The 16494-nt window shown below is 46.3% G+C and carries 16 protein-coding genes and 1 tRNA gene; 6 read left to right on the top strand and 11 right to left on the bottom strand.

The window, feature by feature from the left end:
* Positions 1-132: 132 nt before the first annotated feature.
* Positions 133-1014 carry a hypothetical protein gene (locus tag PMG71_RS21485; protein WP_283755782.1) on the top strand — a complete coding sequence of 294 codons (882 nt, stop codon included), beginning with the start codon at positions 133-135 and terminating at the stop codon, positions 1012-1014.
* 199 nt (positions 1015-1213) lie between these two features.
* Positions 1214-3919: an AAA family ATPase gene (locus PMG71_RS21480; RefSeq protein ID WP_283755781.1), complete on the top strand. Its 2706-nt coding sequence runs from the start codon at positions 1214-1216 to the stop codon at positions 3917-3919.
* Positions 3920-3941: 22 nt separating this feature from the next.
* Here the strand turns inward: PMG71_RS21480 and PMG71_RS21475 are convergent, their stop codons facing one another.
* The 9 genes from PMG71_RS21475 to PMG71_RS21435 form a co-directional block, all read right to left on the bottom strand.
* Positions 3942-4373 carry a heavy metal-responsive transcriptional regulator gene (locus tag PMG71_RS21475; RefSeq protein WP_283755780.1) on the bottom strand — a complete coding sequence of 144 codons (432 nt, stop codon included), beginning with the start codon at positions 4371-4373 and terminating at the stop codon, positions 3942-3944.
* Positions 4374-4381: 8 nt separating this feature from the next.
* A complete protein-coding gene (locus PMG71_RS21470) occupies positions 4382-4579 on the bottom strand; it encodes a DUF2949 domain-containing protein (RefSeq protein WP_283755779.1) in 198 nt (65 codons plus the stop codon).
* Positions 4580-4738: 159 nt separating this feature from the next.
* Positions 4739-5857, bottom strand: a complete 1119-nt coding sequence (locus PMG71_RS21465) for a BtaA family protein (RefSeq protein ID WP_283755778.1) — start codon at positions 5855-5857, stop codon at positions 4739-4741.
* Positions 5858-6163: 306 nt separating this feature from the next.
* Positions 6164-6237: transfer RNA gene (locus PMG71_RS21460), tRNA-Arg, on the bottom strand.
* 42 nt (positions 6238-6279) lie between these two features.
* The gene (gene lysS, locus PMG71_RS21455; RefSeq protein WP_283755777.1) at positions 6280-7854 is read right to left on the bottom strand and encodes a lysine--tRNA ligase; all 1575 of its coding nucleotides are present in this window, start codon (positions 7852-7854) and stop codon (positions 6280-6282) included.
* Between the two features lie 177 nt (positions 7855-8031).
* Positions 8032-9198 carry a ferrochelatase gene (gene hemH / locus PMG71_RS21450; RefSeq protein WP_283755776.1) on the bottom strand — a complete coding sequence of 389 codons (1167 nt, stop codon included), beginning with the start codon at positions 9196-9198 and terminating at the stop codon, positions 8032-8034.
* A gap of 109 nt (positions 9199-9307) precedes the next feature.
* Positions 9308-10885 (bottom strand): MBL fold metallo-hydrolase, encoded by a 1578-nt coding sequence (locus PMG71_RS21445; RefSeq protein ID WP_283755775.1) that lies wholly within the window; start codon positions 10883-10885, stop codon positions 9308-9310.
* Positions 10886-11052: 167 nt separating this feature from the next.
* Positions 11053-11175, bottom strand: coding sequence for a hypothetical protein (locus PMG71_RS21440; protein ID WP_283755774.1), 123 nt, complete (start codon positions 11173-11175; stop codon positions 11053-11055).
* 83 nt (positions 11176-11258) lie between these two features.
* Entirely contained in the window at positions 11259-11567 is a 309-nt protein-coding gene (locus PMG71_RS21435; protein WP_283755773.1) for a DUF6679 family protein, read from the bottom strand.
* Between the two features lie 190 nt (positions 11568-11757).
* Between PMG71_RS21435 and PMG71_RS21430 the strand changes: the two genes are divergently transcribed.
* Positions 11758-12504: a creatininase family protein gene (locus tag PMG71_RS21430; protein ID WP_347179362.1), complete on the top strand. Its 747-nt coding sequence runs from the start codon at positions 11758-11760 to the stop codon at positions 12502-12504.
* Here PMG71_RS21430 and psbU read toward each other — a convergent pair.
* Positions 12501-12797 (bottom strand): photosystem II complex extrinsic protein PsbU, encoded by a 297-nt coding sequence (gene psbU, locus PMG71_RS21425; RefSeq protein WP_283755771.1) that lies wholly within the window; start codon positions 12795-12797, stop codon positions 12501-12503. The genes PMG71_RS21430 and psbU overlap by 4 nt on opposite strands.
* A 115-nt stretch (positions 12798-12912) precedes the next feature.
* Positions 12913-13569 carry a peptide-methionine (S)-S-oxide reductase MsrA gene (gene msrA, locus PMG71_RS21420; RefSeq protein ID WP_283755770.1) on the bottom strand — a complete coding sequence of 219 codons (657 nt, stop codon included), beginning with the start codon at positions 13567-13569 and terminating at the stop codon, positions 12913-12915.
* 133 nt (positions 13570-13702) lie between these two features.
* Between msrA and ppk2 the strand changes: the two genes are divergently transcribed.
* From ppk2 to PMG71_RS21405, 3 genes are all read left to right on the top strand, one after another.
* Positions 13703-14518 carry a polyphosphate kinase 2 gene (ppk2, locus tag PMG71_RS21415; protein ID WP_283755769.1) on the top strand — a complete coding sequence of 272 codons (816 nt, stop codon included), beginning with the start codon at positions 13703-13705 and terminating at the stop codon, positions 14516-14518.
* 89 nt (positions 14519-14607) lie between these two features.
* Positions 14608-15357, top strand: coding sequence for a DUF1995 family protein (locus tag PMG71_RS21410; RefSeq protein WP_283755768.1), 750 nt, complete (start codon positions 14608-14610; stop codon positions 15355-15357).
* A gap of 175 nt (positions 15358-15532) precedes the next feature.
* The gene (locus tag PMG71_RS21405; RefSeq protein WP_283755767.1) at positions 15533-16291 is read left to right on the top strand and encodes a metallophosphoesterase family protein; all 759 of its coding nucleotides are present in this window, start codon (positions 15533-15535) and stop codon (positions 16289-16291) included.
* The last annotated feature ends 203 nt before the right edge of the window (positions 16292-16494 follow it).

The following is a 16494-nucleotide window of genomic DNA, read 5'->3' as shown; positions in this document are numbered from 1 at the left end:
CGAAAGGCTAAAACCCGATCGGATTTAGATATTCCTTACTAGCGAGCAAGATGCTCGCACTACTTTACCGTTCATTGACGAAAACTGCTGAGAGACTCCAGAATAAAGAAAGCATTGCTCTAGGAGTTAAAGATGGCTGATTCTATTATTCAATTACTCGATGAATTACCGGCAGATAACCTAACGGTAAAGATGCTCAACGCTCTAGATTTTATTGTCCCTGGAGAGTGGGAAAATGTGATAGGCTGCGATCGCACCATTGAAGTTGCTACCAGAGAAACTGACGGCGATCGCATTCGGGCGATCAAAAACAAGGCGATCGAGTTGTATAATGACAAAAGTAACGGCTATCAAAGCGCCATTTGGTTTTACCAAACCATCGATAAGGCAGACACGGCACTCGGCGCAGCAGCTATGGCAAACAAAGTAGGCGAGAAAATTGGCTTCTTAGGGTTTTTGAATAAATTAACCCCCAAAGCCGACACGACTCAATCGGTGGATTTATGCTTAAAATTGGTTGTAGAACTCATCGCCTACAGCAAATTAAACGGCCTAGGAATTCTGAATCCCGGTCAATTTGTCGCTGAACTGAGGGAACATTATCAAGATGCTTCTCTCATGCGAATGGCTACCCTCGTCGCTGTTGATGGTTTACTGCCTTTAGGGCCAGATTTTCTACAAAAAGTTCACGCAACTTTAGACAATCAAGGTAGAAGTGCCTTTGAAGGAAATCCTGCATTTTCAGCCATTTCTGGCTTTATTCCTGGAAATGATAAATTTGGCTTTATTAACGATACATTTAACGCTGTCGAAGGATGGATGGATAGTTTAGTCAGTTCCGCAGGCTTAACCCCCCAAGGTGTTTTTGATCGTGTGGGCAATTTTATTGACTTCTCCGATGATAGTTTGGATTTTGTCGCAGCATTTCTTGATACAGCTACCGACTACTATTGCCATACCGGAATTCAAACGGTTTCCCGTAAATTATTCCTAGACGCAGCCCAAGAAGTCTAAGTCAACCTTTGATCTAGATTTGGGTTAAGTTAGATCTCAAAAACAAGTATCTTGCTCGCTGCCTTTCTCTAGCGAGCGAGACGCTCGCACTCCTGATAGCCTTTACATACCAGATTGTAGTTCAATGAAACCCCTACAAGATTAGCACAGGAGAAGGCAGTAGGAGGATGAGGGAAACCACTGATCGCTCAAATATTCCATGGAAATTCTATCAATTAGTCTCAAAAACTTTAAGTCCCATACGGATCTCTATTTGGAGTTTGAACCCGGAAGTAATGCTATTTGTGGAGAAAATGGTGCGGGTAAAACTTCAATTTTAGAAGCCATTGCTTGGGTGCTGTTTAATTCTTGCGAATATCCGCGAGAAGACTTGATTCGTAAAGGATCTAAAAGTGCCCAAGCTACGCTACAGTTTATTTCTAATCTTGATGGGAGAACTTATCAAGTGAAGCGCTGTACCCGTAGCGGATATGAACTTTACGATCCTCAGATTGGGTGTAAACTCGATCTGACTAAAGTTAATGATGTGGTTGTATGGTTGCAGGAACATTTAGGGATTCCTAAAGATACGGACTTAGGGAAAATGTTCTCGGATGCTATTGGCATTCCCCAGGGAACATTTACGGTTGATTTTCTCAAAAATGTAACTGAACGCAAGAAGGTTTTTGATCCGATTTTGCGGGTAGAAGATTATAAAAAAGCGCAAGAAAAGTCGAGAGATTTAGAGCGATTTGCACAGGATGAGGTGAGAAGCTGTGAACAACATTTGGAGCGGTTCGATCTGCAATTGGAAGATTGGCAAGAACTGCAAGCTCGACATGAAGAGGTGGGGACAAAAATAGAAGATGGGGAAACTGAAAAACAGGTGGTGATTGAGAAGTTGAATAGCTTAGAGCAACGGCAACGGGAGTTTAAGCATTATCAGCAACAGGTGGAAGAATGCAGCCGCAATTTGCAGCAGCTAGAGGTGGAGTGTCAAGGGGTTAGTCAGGATTGTGATTACCGACAAAAGGCTTATGAGCAAGCGCAAGAGAGTGCCGAAAGATGTGAGGAAACACAAGGGAGTTATCGCCTCTATGAAGAAGGGGAAGAGCGGTTAAGGGAGTTGAGAAAAAGGCGGCAAACTCAACAGCAACTGTTGCGGGAAAAGGAGAAACAGGGAGAAGGTTTGCAAGGGGTGCAGAATGAGTTAACGAAGCTGGAGGTGCAACGGGAGAGTAGTCAGGTTGCGGAACGGAAAATTGAAGCGTTAGCTTCTGCGGTGGAGGAGCAAAATAGTCTGGAAGCACAACAGGTGAGGGTGCAAAGTCAATTGCAAGCTGTGCGGGATTGGAGGCGGGAGCAGGAAGGGACGGAGCAGCAGTTATATGAGGCTTTAGAGCGGTTGAATGAGGTGAAACAAGAGGCCGATCGCCTGCAACAGTTGGAGCCTTCTGTGGCACAAATTCCCCCGTTAGAGTCGGAGTTGGATCGGTATCAAGCCCAACTCAGTAGGGTAGCAGCCGCCCAGCAGTTTGCTGAAGAAATTGAGGGTTTAATTGATCTGGGGGAAGAGGAGCAATCCTATTATCAGCAACTTCAGCCGATTTTACCTTCCCTAGATTCGGAGGTGCAAACCCTGATTAGTGGGGGGAAACGCTGTCAGGAGAAGAGTTTAGAGCGACTCTATCGAATGGGGGCTGATTTAAGGGAACAGGTGAGTGAGGAGGGTTTGAGGGCAGTTTGTGAAGAGTTAAGATCGCAGTTAGAACTGGCGTATCAGTGTCGGGCAGAGTTGAAAAATTTACCGAGTAAGCGTAAAGAAGAAGGGCAACTGAGGCAGGAGGCGCAAGAGTTGCGATCGCGCTTAATAGCCTTAGAAGATGAGCTTGAGGGGGAAGATGGGTTGAATGGGGAGCTACAGGCAATTGGCGATCGCCTGCAACAGCTTGCTAACCCTAAAGCGCAATGTCAGATCCTACAGCAACAACTCGCCAATTCTGCCACTATTGAACAGCAATGGCAAAAGTTAAGAGAGCAAAAACAAGAGATTCAGCACGCTATTGATGAACTCAATGGGCAACTAGCTGCTTTTGAAACCCTTGAGGCAGAAATCATCGAAGTTGAGCAGCTTAAACAAGATCATTCCTCTGGTTATTTGCTCTATTTGCAATCGCAAAAAGAAGCTGAAACCCTAGCCGAGCGAAAACAACAGCTTGAGCAAATTACCACTAAACGGTTGCAACTGGAAACAGCAAAACAGCAAAAACAAGAGGAGCTAGAGCGCTTAAGTTCGGTCTATAGTTTAGTGGAAATTCAACAGGTTGAGCAAGATATAGCTAACTTAAATAATCGTTTGGCACAATTGGAAGCATCGCTCTCTTTTCAACGGCAACAATTAACAGAAATTTGTCAATCTTTAGTGAAAAAGGGGGAAATTGCCAAGAAGCGAGAGAAAACGCTAGTGGAACTGAAAAAAGCACAGCGTAATTGTCAATTTATTAAGGATGCTCGTTTTTTCTTTAATCAAGCTTCTCCCCGAATTACCCGGTTTTATCTGGCAGAGATTTCCCAAGAGGCAGATGGAATTTTTCGGGAATTGATGAACCGGCAGAATGTGGCACTGGAGTGGACAGAAGATTATGATATTGTGGTGCAAGAAGATGGCCATAAGCGCAACTTTAAGAGTCTATCGGGTGGGGAACAAATGTGTGCGGCTCTGGCGGTGAGATTGGCAATTTTACGGACTCTATCGGATTTGGATATTGCCTTTTTTGATGAACCGACGACGAATATGGATCGCCCGCGCCGTCAGCAATTGGCGGAGGCGATCGGGAATCTGAAATCCTTCCGGCAATTGTTTGTGATTAGTCATGATGATACGTTTGAGAATATGTCAAACTTAATTCATATTCAGCGCAATTAAGATGAGTGATGAGGAATGGATATTAATCAGATTTGCGCTTAGACTGTTGGATAATGGGGCAAATAATGGGGTCTTCTAATTCTTCGATATCAGGAGAATCTTGAACGAGATCGAGTAATTCTTGTTTTAACTGCTTTAACTCGGCAATCCGATGGTCAATATCGACAAGTTTAATATTAATATTGTGTCTTACTTGCTCACAGGGGAGTTGACCGCGATCGTGAAGGGTCAAAATCTGTTTGATTTCTTGGAGACTAAAGCCTAAATGTTGCGATCGCCGGATAAATGCCAACCGGGATAAGACTTGGGGTGAAAAGAGGCGAAACCCACCTTCAGTGCGATCGACAGACTCAATCAATCCCAATTGTTCATAATAGCGAATGGTTTTAATGGGAACTCCGCTTTGGGCTTTGACTTGTCCAATGAACAAGCGTTCAGACTGGGATGAAACCATGATATCCCTTAAACTTGTGAAAACAGCCAGTCATAGATTTTATCAAGTTGCTCTAAAGTAATCAATCCATACTGCCATAGCGTCATCGGCAACAAACTCGGACTACTATCATGGTGGCGCAACGCTAGACGGATTGAAGTTGCGGGCAATTCCAGATCGGATTGCAAGAATTGGATTAGGGGTTGGAGGGTGGTGGAGGTAAACATAGGAGTGAGGAGAAACTCTATTCATTGATTATCTATACTTCTATCTTCGCCAATGACTCAGAATTTGGCGGTGACAGCATCAGCACTGCTCCTGTGAGCTTAGAGATAAACTCCATGTGATCCCAACAACCCCTGGACGGTGATAGGGATCATTGCTTATCATCCGCAGCCTTGGATTTCTTCCACGTGAAAGGCGCTATAGAAAAACGCCTTATCCTGAACATACAAATCATGAGCTAGGGCAGAAAGGGGTTGAATCTGGCTTGAGCATTCGAGTGAACAATGACGGGGAACCAATAAATTCCAATAGACTAACCTGCCCCCCTTACGCCCTTTCTGAATGAGCTGCTCTAAAAGCTGATGATAGGAGGATAAGGACATATATTCAAACATATCACTGAGGTTGTAGCGGTCAATCGTCCCATCGGGCAACTCGTTTAGAAAGCTTTCTACCGAACAACAATGCCATTCTAGGCGATCGAGATTAGCACGAATTGTATCAAAATGTTCTGGGCGCAGAGCATAAGGGAGAGCCGTAGTATGATGACCGGTTAAAATCCATTGTAGATAGGGATTATCAGCCGGATTCAGTTGGGTTAAAGCATATTCAGTGCGCTCAAAAATCCGTTCAGCCACATTATCCTGCACATATTGAAAAAAACTGGGATCGCGTCCCAAGTTTCCCATCACCCTGCGCGAGAAAAAAAGGCGAAACATCCATCGCCATCTGCGACTATTCCACACGCGATCGTAAAAGGATTGTCGCTGCTCTAGGGTTCCCCCTTGCAAGAGCTGGTCAATCGTTTTTTTGCCATGGACTAAGGGTAAAATATAGCGACGAAAAATCTCAAAGTAGCGCTCAAATTTGCCACTATTGCCGATTCCTCTATCAATGTCTTGCGGGTGGTTATCCCAAAAATCTTTCACCCCAGGGGAAAGTTGGGAACGACAGCGCTGATAGAGGGTTTGTCGAGTCATGGGTTCTGGGCTTGGGGTTGGGCTACCGATTAGATCCAATAGCTCTGGATGGCTCAAACACCGATAGGCCGCTACCCGCAATTCTAAACAGGCTAGTTGTGCTAAACTCAGGTCTAGGGCAATCACCCGCTCTGGCGATTGGGTTAAGAGGGCTAGGGTATTGTCACCGGCTGAAGCAATAGAGATGCAAGTATCTCCCGGTTGAATGGCTAACCCTTGCAGAAGAATGTCGGCATCTTCCCAACATTGACCATAGCGGATTTGGGAAAACTGGGCACGGGTTTCAATTTCACTGGACATAAGAGGGTTTTCCCCTGCCAAAGCTTTAGGATTTTGAGAAAGCGGGTAGCGGGAATCGAACCGACACCCTCTAACCAGTCTAACGCTTACACACTCTCACTCTCGCGAATTTTAAGGTCAACAGAGCGGAGTCTTCCACATAAAGCGCGAAAACTGCTGTATCTATGACCATACTCATTCTGACCCATTACTTGACCCCCCCCCTTTGGGGAGTGCTATGGTCGATTTAGGCAGATTTTAGGCATGGGCAAAACTCCTAAGCGCTAAGACATGGTGAGAACCCAGTCACAGCAAGAGAGTTTTCAACGGGACTGACGGGGATCGAACCCATGGCCTAGCGCTTAGGAGGCGCTCGCTCTATCCAACTGAGCTACAGTCCCATTCGCCCCCCATTATACATAAATTTTAGCCGGGTCAACCCATTAGCCCAAGGCGATGACCGCTTTTAAGCGCTCCATTACAAACTGATGGTCTAAATAGGACAATAAACCCCCCGCTTTTGGCCCCCGTTCTTTCCCCAGGAATGATTGGTAAATGGCAGGAAAGGCCACATTGGGTTTAATTGATAACTCTTTGGTGGTGGAGAAAATCAAGGTTTGTAACTCTTCAGCTTCCCAATTTTCGACCTGTTCCAGATGAGCCATTAGGTGTTTAAGATAAGTTTTTTGTTCGTCAGATAACTGACTGGCTCCTTCGGGAATCTGATCCCAATAAATGACTAACTTTTCTTCTTCATCGGCATAATCTTCGAGCCATTTCTTACCAACAGCAATCCGTTTCTGAATCTCTTGCCAATCCCTATCGGTTAGAGGAGGCATCCGTTTTCTAATTTCCTGTTCAATATCTAAACCGGGAATTTGCAACAGGGAAATTAAGGTACTTAGATCAAAAGGTTGATAGGCTTCAATTTCACTCTCTAATTGGGCATACAAAAGGGGCATTAAGTCCTTGGAGAGTTCCCCTTCTTCCCCAGAATTTTGCCAGTCTTGATATTTGCCAATCAAGGTATCATAATCTCGGAAGAGCCGAGTGGTGGTTTCGTAGTTGGGCGCGAAATTGATTACGGTTTTTGGGGGGGTTCTTAACATCAAAAATCGCAGGAGTTCAGCCGGTAATAAGTCGGCCATATCTCTGGCACTCGAACCGACTCCTTTGGAGGAACTCATTTTTGTGCCATTGACGAGAATGAATTCATAGGGAGAATGAAATGGCGGTTGTTTTTTCAGCACTTTGCGGCAAATGGCGTTGGCTACATCACGGGAGCCGCCTTTTTGGGAATGGTCTTTTCCGGCTAATTCAATGGTGACTCCTAAGAGATCCCATTTGGCTACCCATTCGACTTTCCAGGGTAATTTTCCGTTGCCATCAAAGGGAGAAACCCAACCGGAATGACCGCATCCTTCTACCCAGTCGGTGCTATCGGGTTTGCAGGTGTAAAAGACTTGTTCGCCGTTGTAGTCGGTGACGACGGTGGTGGCGATTTTACCGCAGTTTTCACAGATGACTTGGAAGGGATACCAATCATCGGGTCGTTTGGCTTTGCTGACTTGTTCGTAGGCTTGACGAATTAAGTGGGCGTTGTTTAAGAAGGTGTCAATATAGGGGTTGAGTTGTCCGGTGCGATAGAGGTCGCGCAAATAATAAATTTGCGGTTTTACGCCTAAATAGTCAAAAACTTGCAGAAATTCACCCATGAAGTATTTGGCATAGTCGCTGGCGGTTTCTTCTGGGGAGGGAACGTTACAGAGGGGATAGCCGAGATAGGGTTTAAATTGCTCTGGGTTGAGATAGCGGGGAACGGTATCTAGGGCATCATAATCATCGACACCATAGAGAAATTTGACGGGTTTTTGGGCATGTTTTAAGGCACGATAGATGACATCATGAATAACGACTCCCCGTAGCGATCCGACGTGAACGCGACCGGATGGGGTTTTTGAGTCGTTGACAATTTGTTCGCCCTGTGCATCTTTTGCGATCTGATCTGCCCAAAACATAATGCGTTTTTATTTATCCACAATCTTTTAATTATAATATCAATGGCTTGAAAAATCTAAGCTTATGGCAAAATTATGGCAAAAACTCTCTTGATTTGAGTTAATGTCACTCGATTGAGTCTCTTACCCCTACAAGATTAGGGCAGGAGAAAGGGTTGGGGGATGAGCTTAAGAGTTCTACAAAATACCGATCGCATGTAAAATGCCCTTACCACTGAATAACTCCACCAGCAGAGCAATGAAGCCGAGCATTGCTAACCGACCATTCCAGACTTCCGCGCTGGTGGTGATCCCCATTTCCCAGCGCTCTTGAGGATACATTTTCAATCGCTCTGAAGGACGGACTACATCGGAGAATTTTTGACTGGGAGAGTTGAGGGAATCAATCACTAAGTCGGCTAAATCGTCAATAAATCCGGTATGGGTATCCAGAGCTGGGACGCGGCGGAAATGGGTAATACCGGCTTCTTCGGCTACTTCTCGATATTCAATATCAATTTCTTGTAAGGTTTCGATATGTTCGCTCACAAAGCTGATGGGAATCACCAATACTTCTTTAACCTGTTTTTCTCCCAAATCTTGTAGAGCATCTTCCGTATAGGGTTGTAGCCACTCCACTGGGCCGACACGGCTTTGATAGGCTAGGGTGTGGGGGTTGGGGCGGTTAAGGGTTTTAACAATTAGGGAAGTACAAGCTTCAATTTCTCTTTGATAGGGATCGCCTGCTTCTTCTACATAACTGACGGGAACCCCATGGGCACTGAAAAAGAGATGGACTCGATCTGGGTTTTCAAATTGGTCTAATTGTTGGGCGATGAGTTCGGCCATGGCTTGGAGATAGCCAGGACGGTCATACCAGGAGGAAATGAGGCTATATTTGACATTATTGGCTAATACTCGGTCTTTGTCCCACAGTCTTTCTAGGACTCGGAAGCTAGAGCCACTGGTACTAATGGAAAATTGGGGATAGAGGGGCAAAATGACGAGATGATCGATTTTATCTTGTTTGATTTCGGCGATCGCATCTTCTGTAAATGGATGCCAATAGCGCATTCCTACATAAATCTTCGCTTCTTGTCCCTTTTGAGCTAAACTTAATTCCAATGCCTGGGCTTGTTCCTCAGTAATTCTGCGTAAGGGAGAGCCGCCCCCGATTTGCTTATAATTCTCTTGAGATTTCTGGTAGCGACTACTGGAAATCAACCAGGCGAGGGGCTTCTGTAACCAGGTAACCGGTAAGCGAATAATTTCTGGATCGGAAAATAGATTAAACAGGAACGGGCGAACATCCTCTAATTTTTCCGGCCCACCTAAGTTTAAGAGTAAAACCCCAACACGACCCATAATTTCTTTCGTTCCCTTAGTAAATTACTATCTCATCTTTGTTACTGATTTTAACATTAATAGTTCTCTCTTAACATACTGCTAGGCGAGAAATTTTAGTGATAGGGGGTTACTCAACTTGATGATGGACAAAGACTGGACATAAACCATCAGGGCTGACTCGAAATTCAAACAGGGCGGAGGCTGGGTTCCAACAGCGCTGCCGGCGATAATGGGCGCAGTTACCGCAACAAGGGAGATCCGGGGGCATTTTCGGTAGCCCTTGGGCGAGTAATTCCCGTTGAGAGAGACCGCGAATGACTAATTCTTCTCCTTGCCAACGGGCTTCCAGAATGCCTGTATCACTGAAAGGTTGCCAACGGCGATCGCGGGTAATTTCTTCGGGTAAATGGATCTGAACCGTCGTGTCTAACTCCGTTAATTCCCCTTCATAATGGTTTTCTGGAGCCGCCGGTTGAATGAAGGTATCACCAATGGGCAATTCTACCCATTTATTTACCTGGGGACAATGGAGATGATAGCGATTTTGCAGCTCTTCCAAACCCGCCAAATCCTCCATATAAGAACGATTGCCATGGAAAAAAACAATATGTTGGGGACGAATATTATGAATGAGTTGGGTGGTTCCTAAGCCGTCACAATGCTGGGAGAACAAATAAGTATCAATATCTACTCCTTCAATCTGCTCTAAGGTTTGGAATAATTGCTCTGTATCTTCGGCATGTTGAGAGAGCAAGACTAACCAGCGATCGGGGTCAGAGGTAATCCACTGCTGGAGATCCGATTGGCGATGGGCAACTACGATACAGGGATACCGAGGCAGTTCATCAGGGGGGCGATCGGCACAGAGACGGCGGACTTGGGGACGAACGCGCTCATCCCAAAATAGGGATTGATGTTGAGCAAAATTTTGCACATTGCTGGGCAAATGAGGCAAAATATCTAAGTAGGCATCGCAGCCTTTGGCAATGGTTTCATCCACCCAAATATCGATGTCTTGGCCGGTAAACTGATGGTGAGAGCGCAACAACATGAGCAGTTCTTGACCCAGACCGAGAACCGGAACAGGTAGTAAAACTGACTTTTGATGCTTCAGAGTCGTATAAATTCGCGCAGCCAGATGGTTTTCTTGCTGGCGGCGGTTGGGATGACGAGCTGTGCCATAACTGGCTTCAATAATCAGTACATCCGGTTGCAGTCCCCGTACATCTTCAATCCGCATCCGTTCCACGAGGCGGGAATTGGAGGAAAAGTAATCCCCTGTGTAGAACAGGGTGTAGGTACTCTCTGGTGCAGTATAGGTCAGGTGGATAGAGGCGGCTCCTGGGAGATGGCCGCAGGGATAGAGTTCGGCGATCAAATGGGGTTTGAGCTGTTGAGGCGATCGCCAAGGTAAAGGCTGACAACGTTCCGATTCTAGTCCATGTAGGGACAATAATTGTCGGGTAACTTCACTGCCATAAAGGGGCACATCGGGGAATTGAGTCAATAAATTCGGAAGGCCGCGACAATGGTCGGGATGGGCATGGGAACAGAAGACCAGATCGGCTGACTCAGTGCCCATCAGGGGGTTTATTTGATGTATACCGCAGTCCAGCAGGATGCGATAGGGGCCCATCTGTGCCAGCAAACAGACTCCATCCCCAGATTGGCCTATACCATAGGGAATACATTCAAGGGTAATCAAAGGTTGACACCAGCCATAGACCGCAACGAGAGGAGATTGAAGGGCCCTCTCCCTAAATCCCTCTCCCCTGGGAGAGGGACTTTTACTCCCCTTCTTGTCCTGAGCATAGCCGAAGGGGTTCTGGGGGATGAGGACAAGCGGATCGCTTGCTTAAAAATGCTATAAATTTAATGGGCAGAACCGTTACCGTGATAGTTATCGGAATCGTAGAACCCGTTTTTAGTGCCAAAAAACAAGGTAGTTGCCGTAAACAATACGGTGAGAATGACTAAAATTAACTTAACATCCATGGTCTTCTGATTATGATTAGGGTTTCCAGTTGTGAATGATAGCGTATTGGGCCAAGGGGCGATCGCCAAGATTCAATTCTCAGTTAATCGTGGTTCGACTCTGGGTGCTGGCGGATTTGCTCCGCTTCTGGACACTCTTCTGAAACCAGTAATTCACTATTGCCCTTGGGGAAATTGGAAAGCTTTTGGGTAACTGAACCAATGTTTTCTAGGCGAACCATCTCTTCCCAAGCACAAATCTCATCCTCCTCTTCTATTTCATACCGAATTGTGACTAAATCTCCTTCGATTTCTAGAATGCGGGCGCGTTCTATCCAGCGTTGCTGGTCTCGCAAGAAAATCCAGACTTCACGACCCTCGGAGCAGAGTTGATAGATCTTGCGATGTAGCATAATTGGTTATTGATATGTGGCTTTATAGTTGGGCTTCTCAAATGTTATCGCTTATTTTAGCGATAGAACCATAGAATTGGATCGAATTTCGTAAATTGTACAAATTTTTTCAGGGTTGCCGATCGCGATCGCCTTCCCGCCCAGCCTAGAATTTGCTACCCTAGAGGATGCCCTACTGCTCTATACTCTCATGTTGCTCCATCTCTGCACCTGGCCAGAAGTCGAACGCTATCTCGAACACTCTACAGGCTTAATCTTGCCCATTGGCTCCACCGAACAACATGGGCCAACCGGGTTAATTGGTACAGATGCCATTTGTGCCGAGGCGATCGCCAAAGGAGTCGGCGAAAAAACCGGAGCCATAGTCGGCCCTACCATCAATGTTGGCATGGCCCTCCATCACACCAGCTTCCCCGGAACCATGAGCCTCCAACCCTCCACCCTAATTTTGGTGATTAAAGACTATCTCACCCACTTAGCCCAAGCCGGATTTACCCAATTTTTCTTCATCAATGGCCATGGGGGCAATATTTCGCCGATGAAAGCTGCCTTTTCCGAAGTCTATACCCACCTCGCTCACCTCGGCATTGACCCCGAAGGAAAAATCACCTGCCATTTAGCCAACTGGTTTATGTGTCGTAGCGTCTATAAACGGGCCCAAGAATTGTACGGGGACGAAGAAGGGTCTCATGCCACACCCAGCGAAGTAGCCCTCACCCAATATGTTTATCCCGACTCCATTAAAACCGCCCCCCTCTCTCCCGAAGTCGGTAAAGGTCACCCCATCACCACCCCCGCCGAATTCCGTCGCCATTATCCCGATGGTCGCATGGGGTCAAACCCAGCCTTAGCCACCCCAGAACATGGCAAAGAATTTTATGAATTAGCCGTGGAAGAGTTGACCGAGAGCTATCAGAAATTTATCGGTAAGAGTTAGTACAAGCCAGGATTGAAGCGATCGTCTCCTTCCGTCCAGTCGGTTCTGGGAGGCGTAACGGTGAAATGACCAAAATGAGAACTCAGGGTCTGTTTTTGGCGATCGCTCAAATGGGGGATGTCGAGTACATCTTCTACTCTCTCGTAAGGCGCATTCGTAATCACCAGACGGGCTAGTGTCGGATACATTCCCCGACACTCTCTGAACTGACGTACATGGGCATTGTTTAGATCGATTTTTCCCCCAAACTCGCTTTGCAATTTGTCATCGGCTGGGTTTTCGCTGTTGCCCATTACCTTGATGCCTCTCTTCATTCATATACAAAAACTATTGGGTCTAATTATACAGCAGTCTAGTAGGGTGGGGCAATGCCCACCTTACCAATTTTATCAATACCCTAAATGGTCATTAAGAGACCGCCGTTACCCCTGGACAAGCCACCTTCGTGCCGCCCAAGCCACAGTACCCACCCGGATTTTTAGCCAGATACTGTTGGTGATAATCCTCAGCATAATAAAACTCAGGGGCATCCATAATTTCTGTGGTAATTTCTTCGTATCCAGCTTTCTTCAACTCTTCTTGATAGAGTTGACAGGATTGCTGCGCCAGTTCCTTCTGAGGCTCAGAATAGACATAAATGCCAGAACGGTATTGGGTTCCGACATCATTCCCTTGGCGCATTCCTTGGGTCGGATCGTGACTTTCCCAGAACACTTTCAGCAGGGTTTCATAACTGATTTGCTGAGGATCAAAAATCACTCGTACCACCTCATTATGCCCAGTTTTTCCGGTACAGACTTCATGGTAAGTAGCGTTAGGGGTATATCCACCTGCATAACCCACCGCAGTGCTAAAGACTCCCGGTTGTTTCCAAAAACAGCGCTCTGCCCCCCAAAAACAGCCTAAGCCAAACATCGCCATTTCTAAGCCTTCTGGATAGGGAGGCTTCAGGGGGTTACCGTTCACGAAGTGTTTTTCCGGTACAGCCATGGGGGTTCTACGCCCCGGCAGAGCTTCTTCTGGGGTCGGGAGTGTGGTTTTCTTGCCTAATCCAAATAGAAACATAGATCGATTCTGAAGTAAGGGAACTCCTTCTATTGTTACAAAACTTTGTGAAGTTGGCACAGATGGGATGGGAAAACGGGGTTAGTTCTTTGAGGATGATAAGCTAGTATAGTCCATTAAAATAGGTAGATAAATGGCCAAAAAGAAGAAAGCGGCTGCAAAAAAAACGGGTAAACTCTCCAAGGAAAAATATGAATCTGAATTAACTAAGCTTCATGCAGAATTGGTGAAACTGCAATATTGGGTACAGGAAAAAGGACTCAAAGTTATTGTTCTCTTTGAAGGTCGAGATGCCGCCGGAAAAGGGGGAATTATTAAGCGCATGGTCGATCGCGTCAGCCCTAGGGTTTTCCGGGTTTTTGCTCTGCCCACTCCTTCAGAGCGAGAAAAAACTCAGTTGTATCTCCAGCGTTATATTCAACATTTTCCGGCTGCTGGAGAAGTGGTGATTTTCGATCGCAGTTGGTATAACCGGGCAGGGGTTGAACAGGTGATGGGCTTTTGCACCCCTGAAGAATATAAGCGATTTTTGCACTATATACCCACCTTTGAACATATGATTGTGAATTCGGGGATTCAACTGATTAAGTATTGGTTGGATATTAGCATGGAAGAACAAGAGCGCCGCTTCCAAGACCGCATTCACGATCCGCGTAAAGTCTGGAAGTTGAGTCCCATGGATGTGGAATCTTATCGGCGCTGGTATGATTATTCCCATGCTAGAGATAAGATGTTAAAGGCAACGGATACGGATTTGGCTCCTTGGTATGTTGTGCCAGCCGATCATAAAAAACAGGCCCGCCTCAATTGTATTTCCCATTTTTTGAGTTTGATTCCTTATGAAGAGTTGCCGATTCAATCCGTGGATCTAGGGAAGCGGGATATGAAGAATGAATATGACGATCATTTGTCGTTGAAGGACAGAAGGGTGATTCCTCAAAAATTCTAGATTGGGCCGTAGGGAGGAGGCTAAAAGTGCTAACTCGAAACCCCTCCATTTGGTACAATAACTAGAAAAAGTATAGATAAAATCTGTTTATGACCGCACTACCCCAAACTCTTGATGAGGCGATCGCCCAAGGGAAAGCAGCTACCTTACAAGCACTCCAAGACGGACATCGCTTAATTCAAGTCGAGTTAGTCTTTCCCGAAATTGCCCTGGAAGCGCAAAAGCTTGCCCAAGACTTTATCCCCGTTTTGCAAGAGTTTGGGGGACAACCGAAGGTGTTCTTTCCTGATACGGGAGCGGCAGCTCTAGCTCGTCGAGACTGGGGTGAAATCCCGTTTAAGGTCACTGATTTAGGCAGCAGCCGATCGCCCATAGACAATAAAATAGACCCCGAAGATGAGAGCTTTTTGGTGGTTAACCCCTCATCCGTAGAAGTCGGCCAAGTCGAGCGTCTAGCGAATTTAGCAGGCGATCGCCCCATCGTCCTCTTAATCCCCAAACTTGAAGATATTGCCGTAGTTGGCATTGGCTATGCCGCACGCCAACTGCGGGAGAGATTCCTAAGCCAAATCTACTCCTGCTATTATATCCGCCCCCTAGAAGGTGCAGCCCTCTATCGCTGCCATCCCCATCCCTGGCAAGTTTGGCTCGAAACCACAGAGGGTAAGTATACTCAAATTGCTGAACAACCGCAAAAACCCATAGGTGAAGCCCTAGATCAGATTTTGATCCGAGCCACTACTGGTGAAAATACGGTTGAACCCGCCACCCCGACCCAGAAACGAGGGGGGGGAATTTTCGGAGAACTCGAACGCTTTATTAAAGCTTTGACCCAATAGGCTCAGAAGAGTTGTCCAGGATTAGACTTTCTCAGTACACTGTAGGGACACTGAAATCGCTCGGATCTTAAAGTTGATTCTAAGCGAGTTAACTCAGTGTTGAGGAAGCCTGTGGCATTAGCCTGGATTCCTCACTCAGGAACCGACTTCATTAGCACACAGGGAACACAAACCAATGACAGGAGCAACAGGGCGACGGATTATTATCGGTGATGTCCATGGGAATTATGATGGCTTAATGCAGTTATTAGAGGCGATCGCCCCTGGACAAGACGATCGGTTATACTTCCTAGGAGACCTCATCGATCGCGGGCAAAAAAGCGCAGAAGTCGTTACCTTTGTCTCCAGCAATTCCTATCCCTGCATTCGAGGGAACCACGAACAACTCCTCATCGATAGTTTCCCAGACGGCAAAATCCATTATCCCGCCCTCCAAGCCTGGCTCTATAGTGGTGGACAAGCCACCCTCGCCAGCTATCAAGATGCTCACCTGCTCCTAGAGCATCTGCAATGGATTAGCCAGCTCCCCCTCTACCTCGACTTAGGCGATGTCTGGCTCGTCCATGCTGGAGTTCATCCCGGTCTACCCATCCATGAACAAAGCGAATATGAACTCTGTTGGATTCGCGATCAATTCCACAGCATCCCCACCCCCTACTTCCCCGATAAAACCATTATCACCGGTCACACCATCACCTTTACCTTACCTGGAGTGCTTCCCGGCCAAATTGCCCAAGGAAAAGGCTGGTTAGATATTGACACCGGAGCCTACCATCGTCGCAGTGGATGGTTAACCGCCCTAGATTGGACAAACCAGCAAGTCTATCAAGTCAATATCTATCATCAGACTCTGCGCGTTTTACCCTTAGCAGAAAGTATCACTCCCATAGCACCAGAAGCCATTATTCCCCGACATTCTGTTGCCACCCATTAAAGAATGAGTTTTGAGTTAATAATGCCCTTTTTCAGCCTTGCCCTACTCGTCCTGAGCTAGGAATCATATCAAGTTCGCTTATTCATGTCCGCGAAGCGGAAATACCCTAATTAAAAATCCAGGGAGCAAGATGCTCCCACTCCAGTCAGATCAAAGAATTCGAGGAGTGCGGGCATCTTGCCCGCTTCTTAACAAATTTTCAT

The organism is Roseofilum acuticapitatum BLCC-M154, assembly GCF_030068475.1.
GTDB classification, from domain to species: domain Bacteria; phylum Cyanobacteriota; class Cyanobacteriia; order Cyanobacteriales; family Desertifilaceae; genus Roseofilum; species Roseofilum acuticapitatum.
Note: the sequence above shows the minus strand (reverse complement) of the source record. Positions and strands in the feature narration are given on the sequence as shown.

Coding starts and splice junctions, on each gene's coding strand:
- PMG71_RS21485 (WP_283755782.1), top strand. CDS start 133: ATGGCTGATTCTATTATTCAATTACTCGATGAATTACCGGCAGATAAC.
- PMG71_RS21480 (WP_283755781.1), top strand. CDS start 1,214: ATGGAAATTCTATCAATTAGTCTCAAAAACTTTAAGTCCCATACGGAT.
- PMG71_RS21475 (WP_283755780.1), bottom strand. CDS start 4,373: ATGGTTTCATCCCAGTCTGAACGCTTGTTCATTGGACAAGTCAAAGCC.
- PMG71_RS21470 (WP_283755779.1), bottom strand. CDS start 4,579: ATGTTTACCTCCACCACCCTCCAACCCCTAATCCAATTCTTGCAATCC.
- PMG71_RS21465 (WP_283755778.1), bottom strand. CDS start 5,857: ATGTCCAGTGAAATTGAAACCCGTGCCCAGTTTTCCCAAATCCGCTAT.
- lysS (WP_283755777.1), bottom strand. CDS start 7,854: ATGTTTTGGGCAGATCAGATCGCAAAAGATGCACAGGGCGAACAAATT.
- hemH (WP_283755776.1), bottom strand. CDS start 9,198: ATGGGTCGTGTTGGGGTTTTACTCTTAAACTTAGGTGGGCCGGAAAAA.
- PMG71_RS21440 (WP_283755774.1), bottom strand. CDS start 11,175: ATGGATGTTAAGTTAATTTTAGTCATTCTCACCGTATTGTTTACGGCA.
- PMG71_RS21435 (WP_283755773.1), bottom strand. CDS start 11,567: ATGCTACATCGCAAGATCTATCAACTCTGCTCCGAGGGTCGTGAAGTC.
- PMG71_RS21430 (WP_347179362.1), top strand. CDS start 11,758: ATGTTGCTCCATCTCTGCACCTGGCCAGAAGTCGAACGCTATCTCGAA.
- psbU (WP_283755771.1), bottom strand. CDS start 12,797: ATGGGCAACAGCGAAAACCCAGCCGATGACAAATTGCAAAGCGAGTTT.
- msrA (WP_283755770.1), bottom strand. CDS start 13,569: ATGTTTCTATTTGGATTAGGCAAGAAAACCACACTCCCGACCCCAGAA.
- ppk2 (WP_283755769.1), top strand. CDS start 13,703: ATGGCCAAAAAGAAGAAAGCGGCTGCAAAAAAAACGGGTAAACTCTCC.
- PMG71_RS21410 (WP_283755768.1), top strand. CDS start 14,608: ATGACCGCACTACCCCAAACTCTTGATGAGGCGATCGCCCAAGGGAAA.
- PMG71_RS21405 (WP_283755767.1), top strand. CDS start 15,533: ATGACAGGAGCAACAGGGCGACGGATTATTATCGGTGATGTCCATGGG.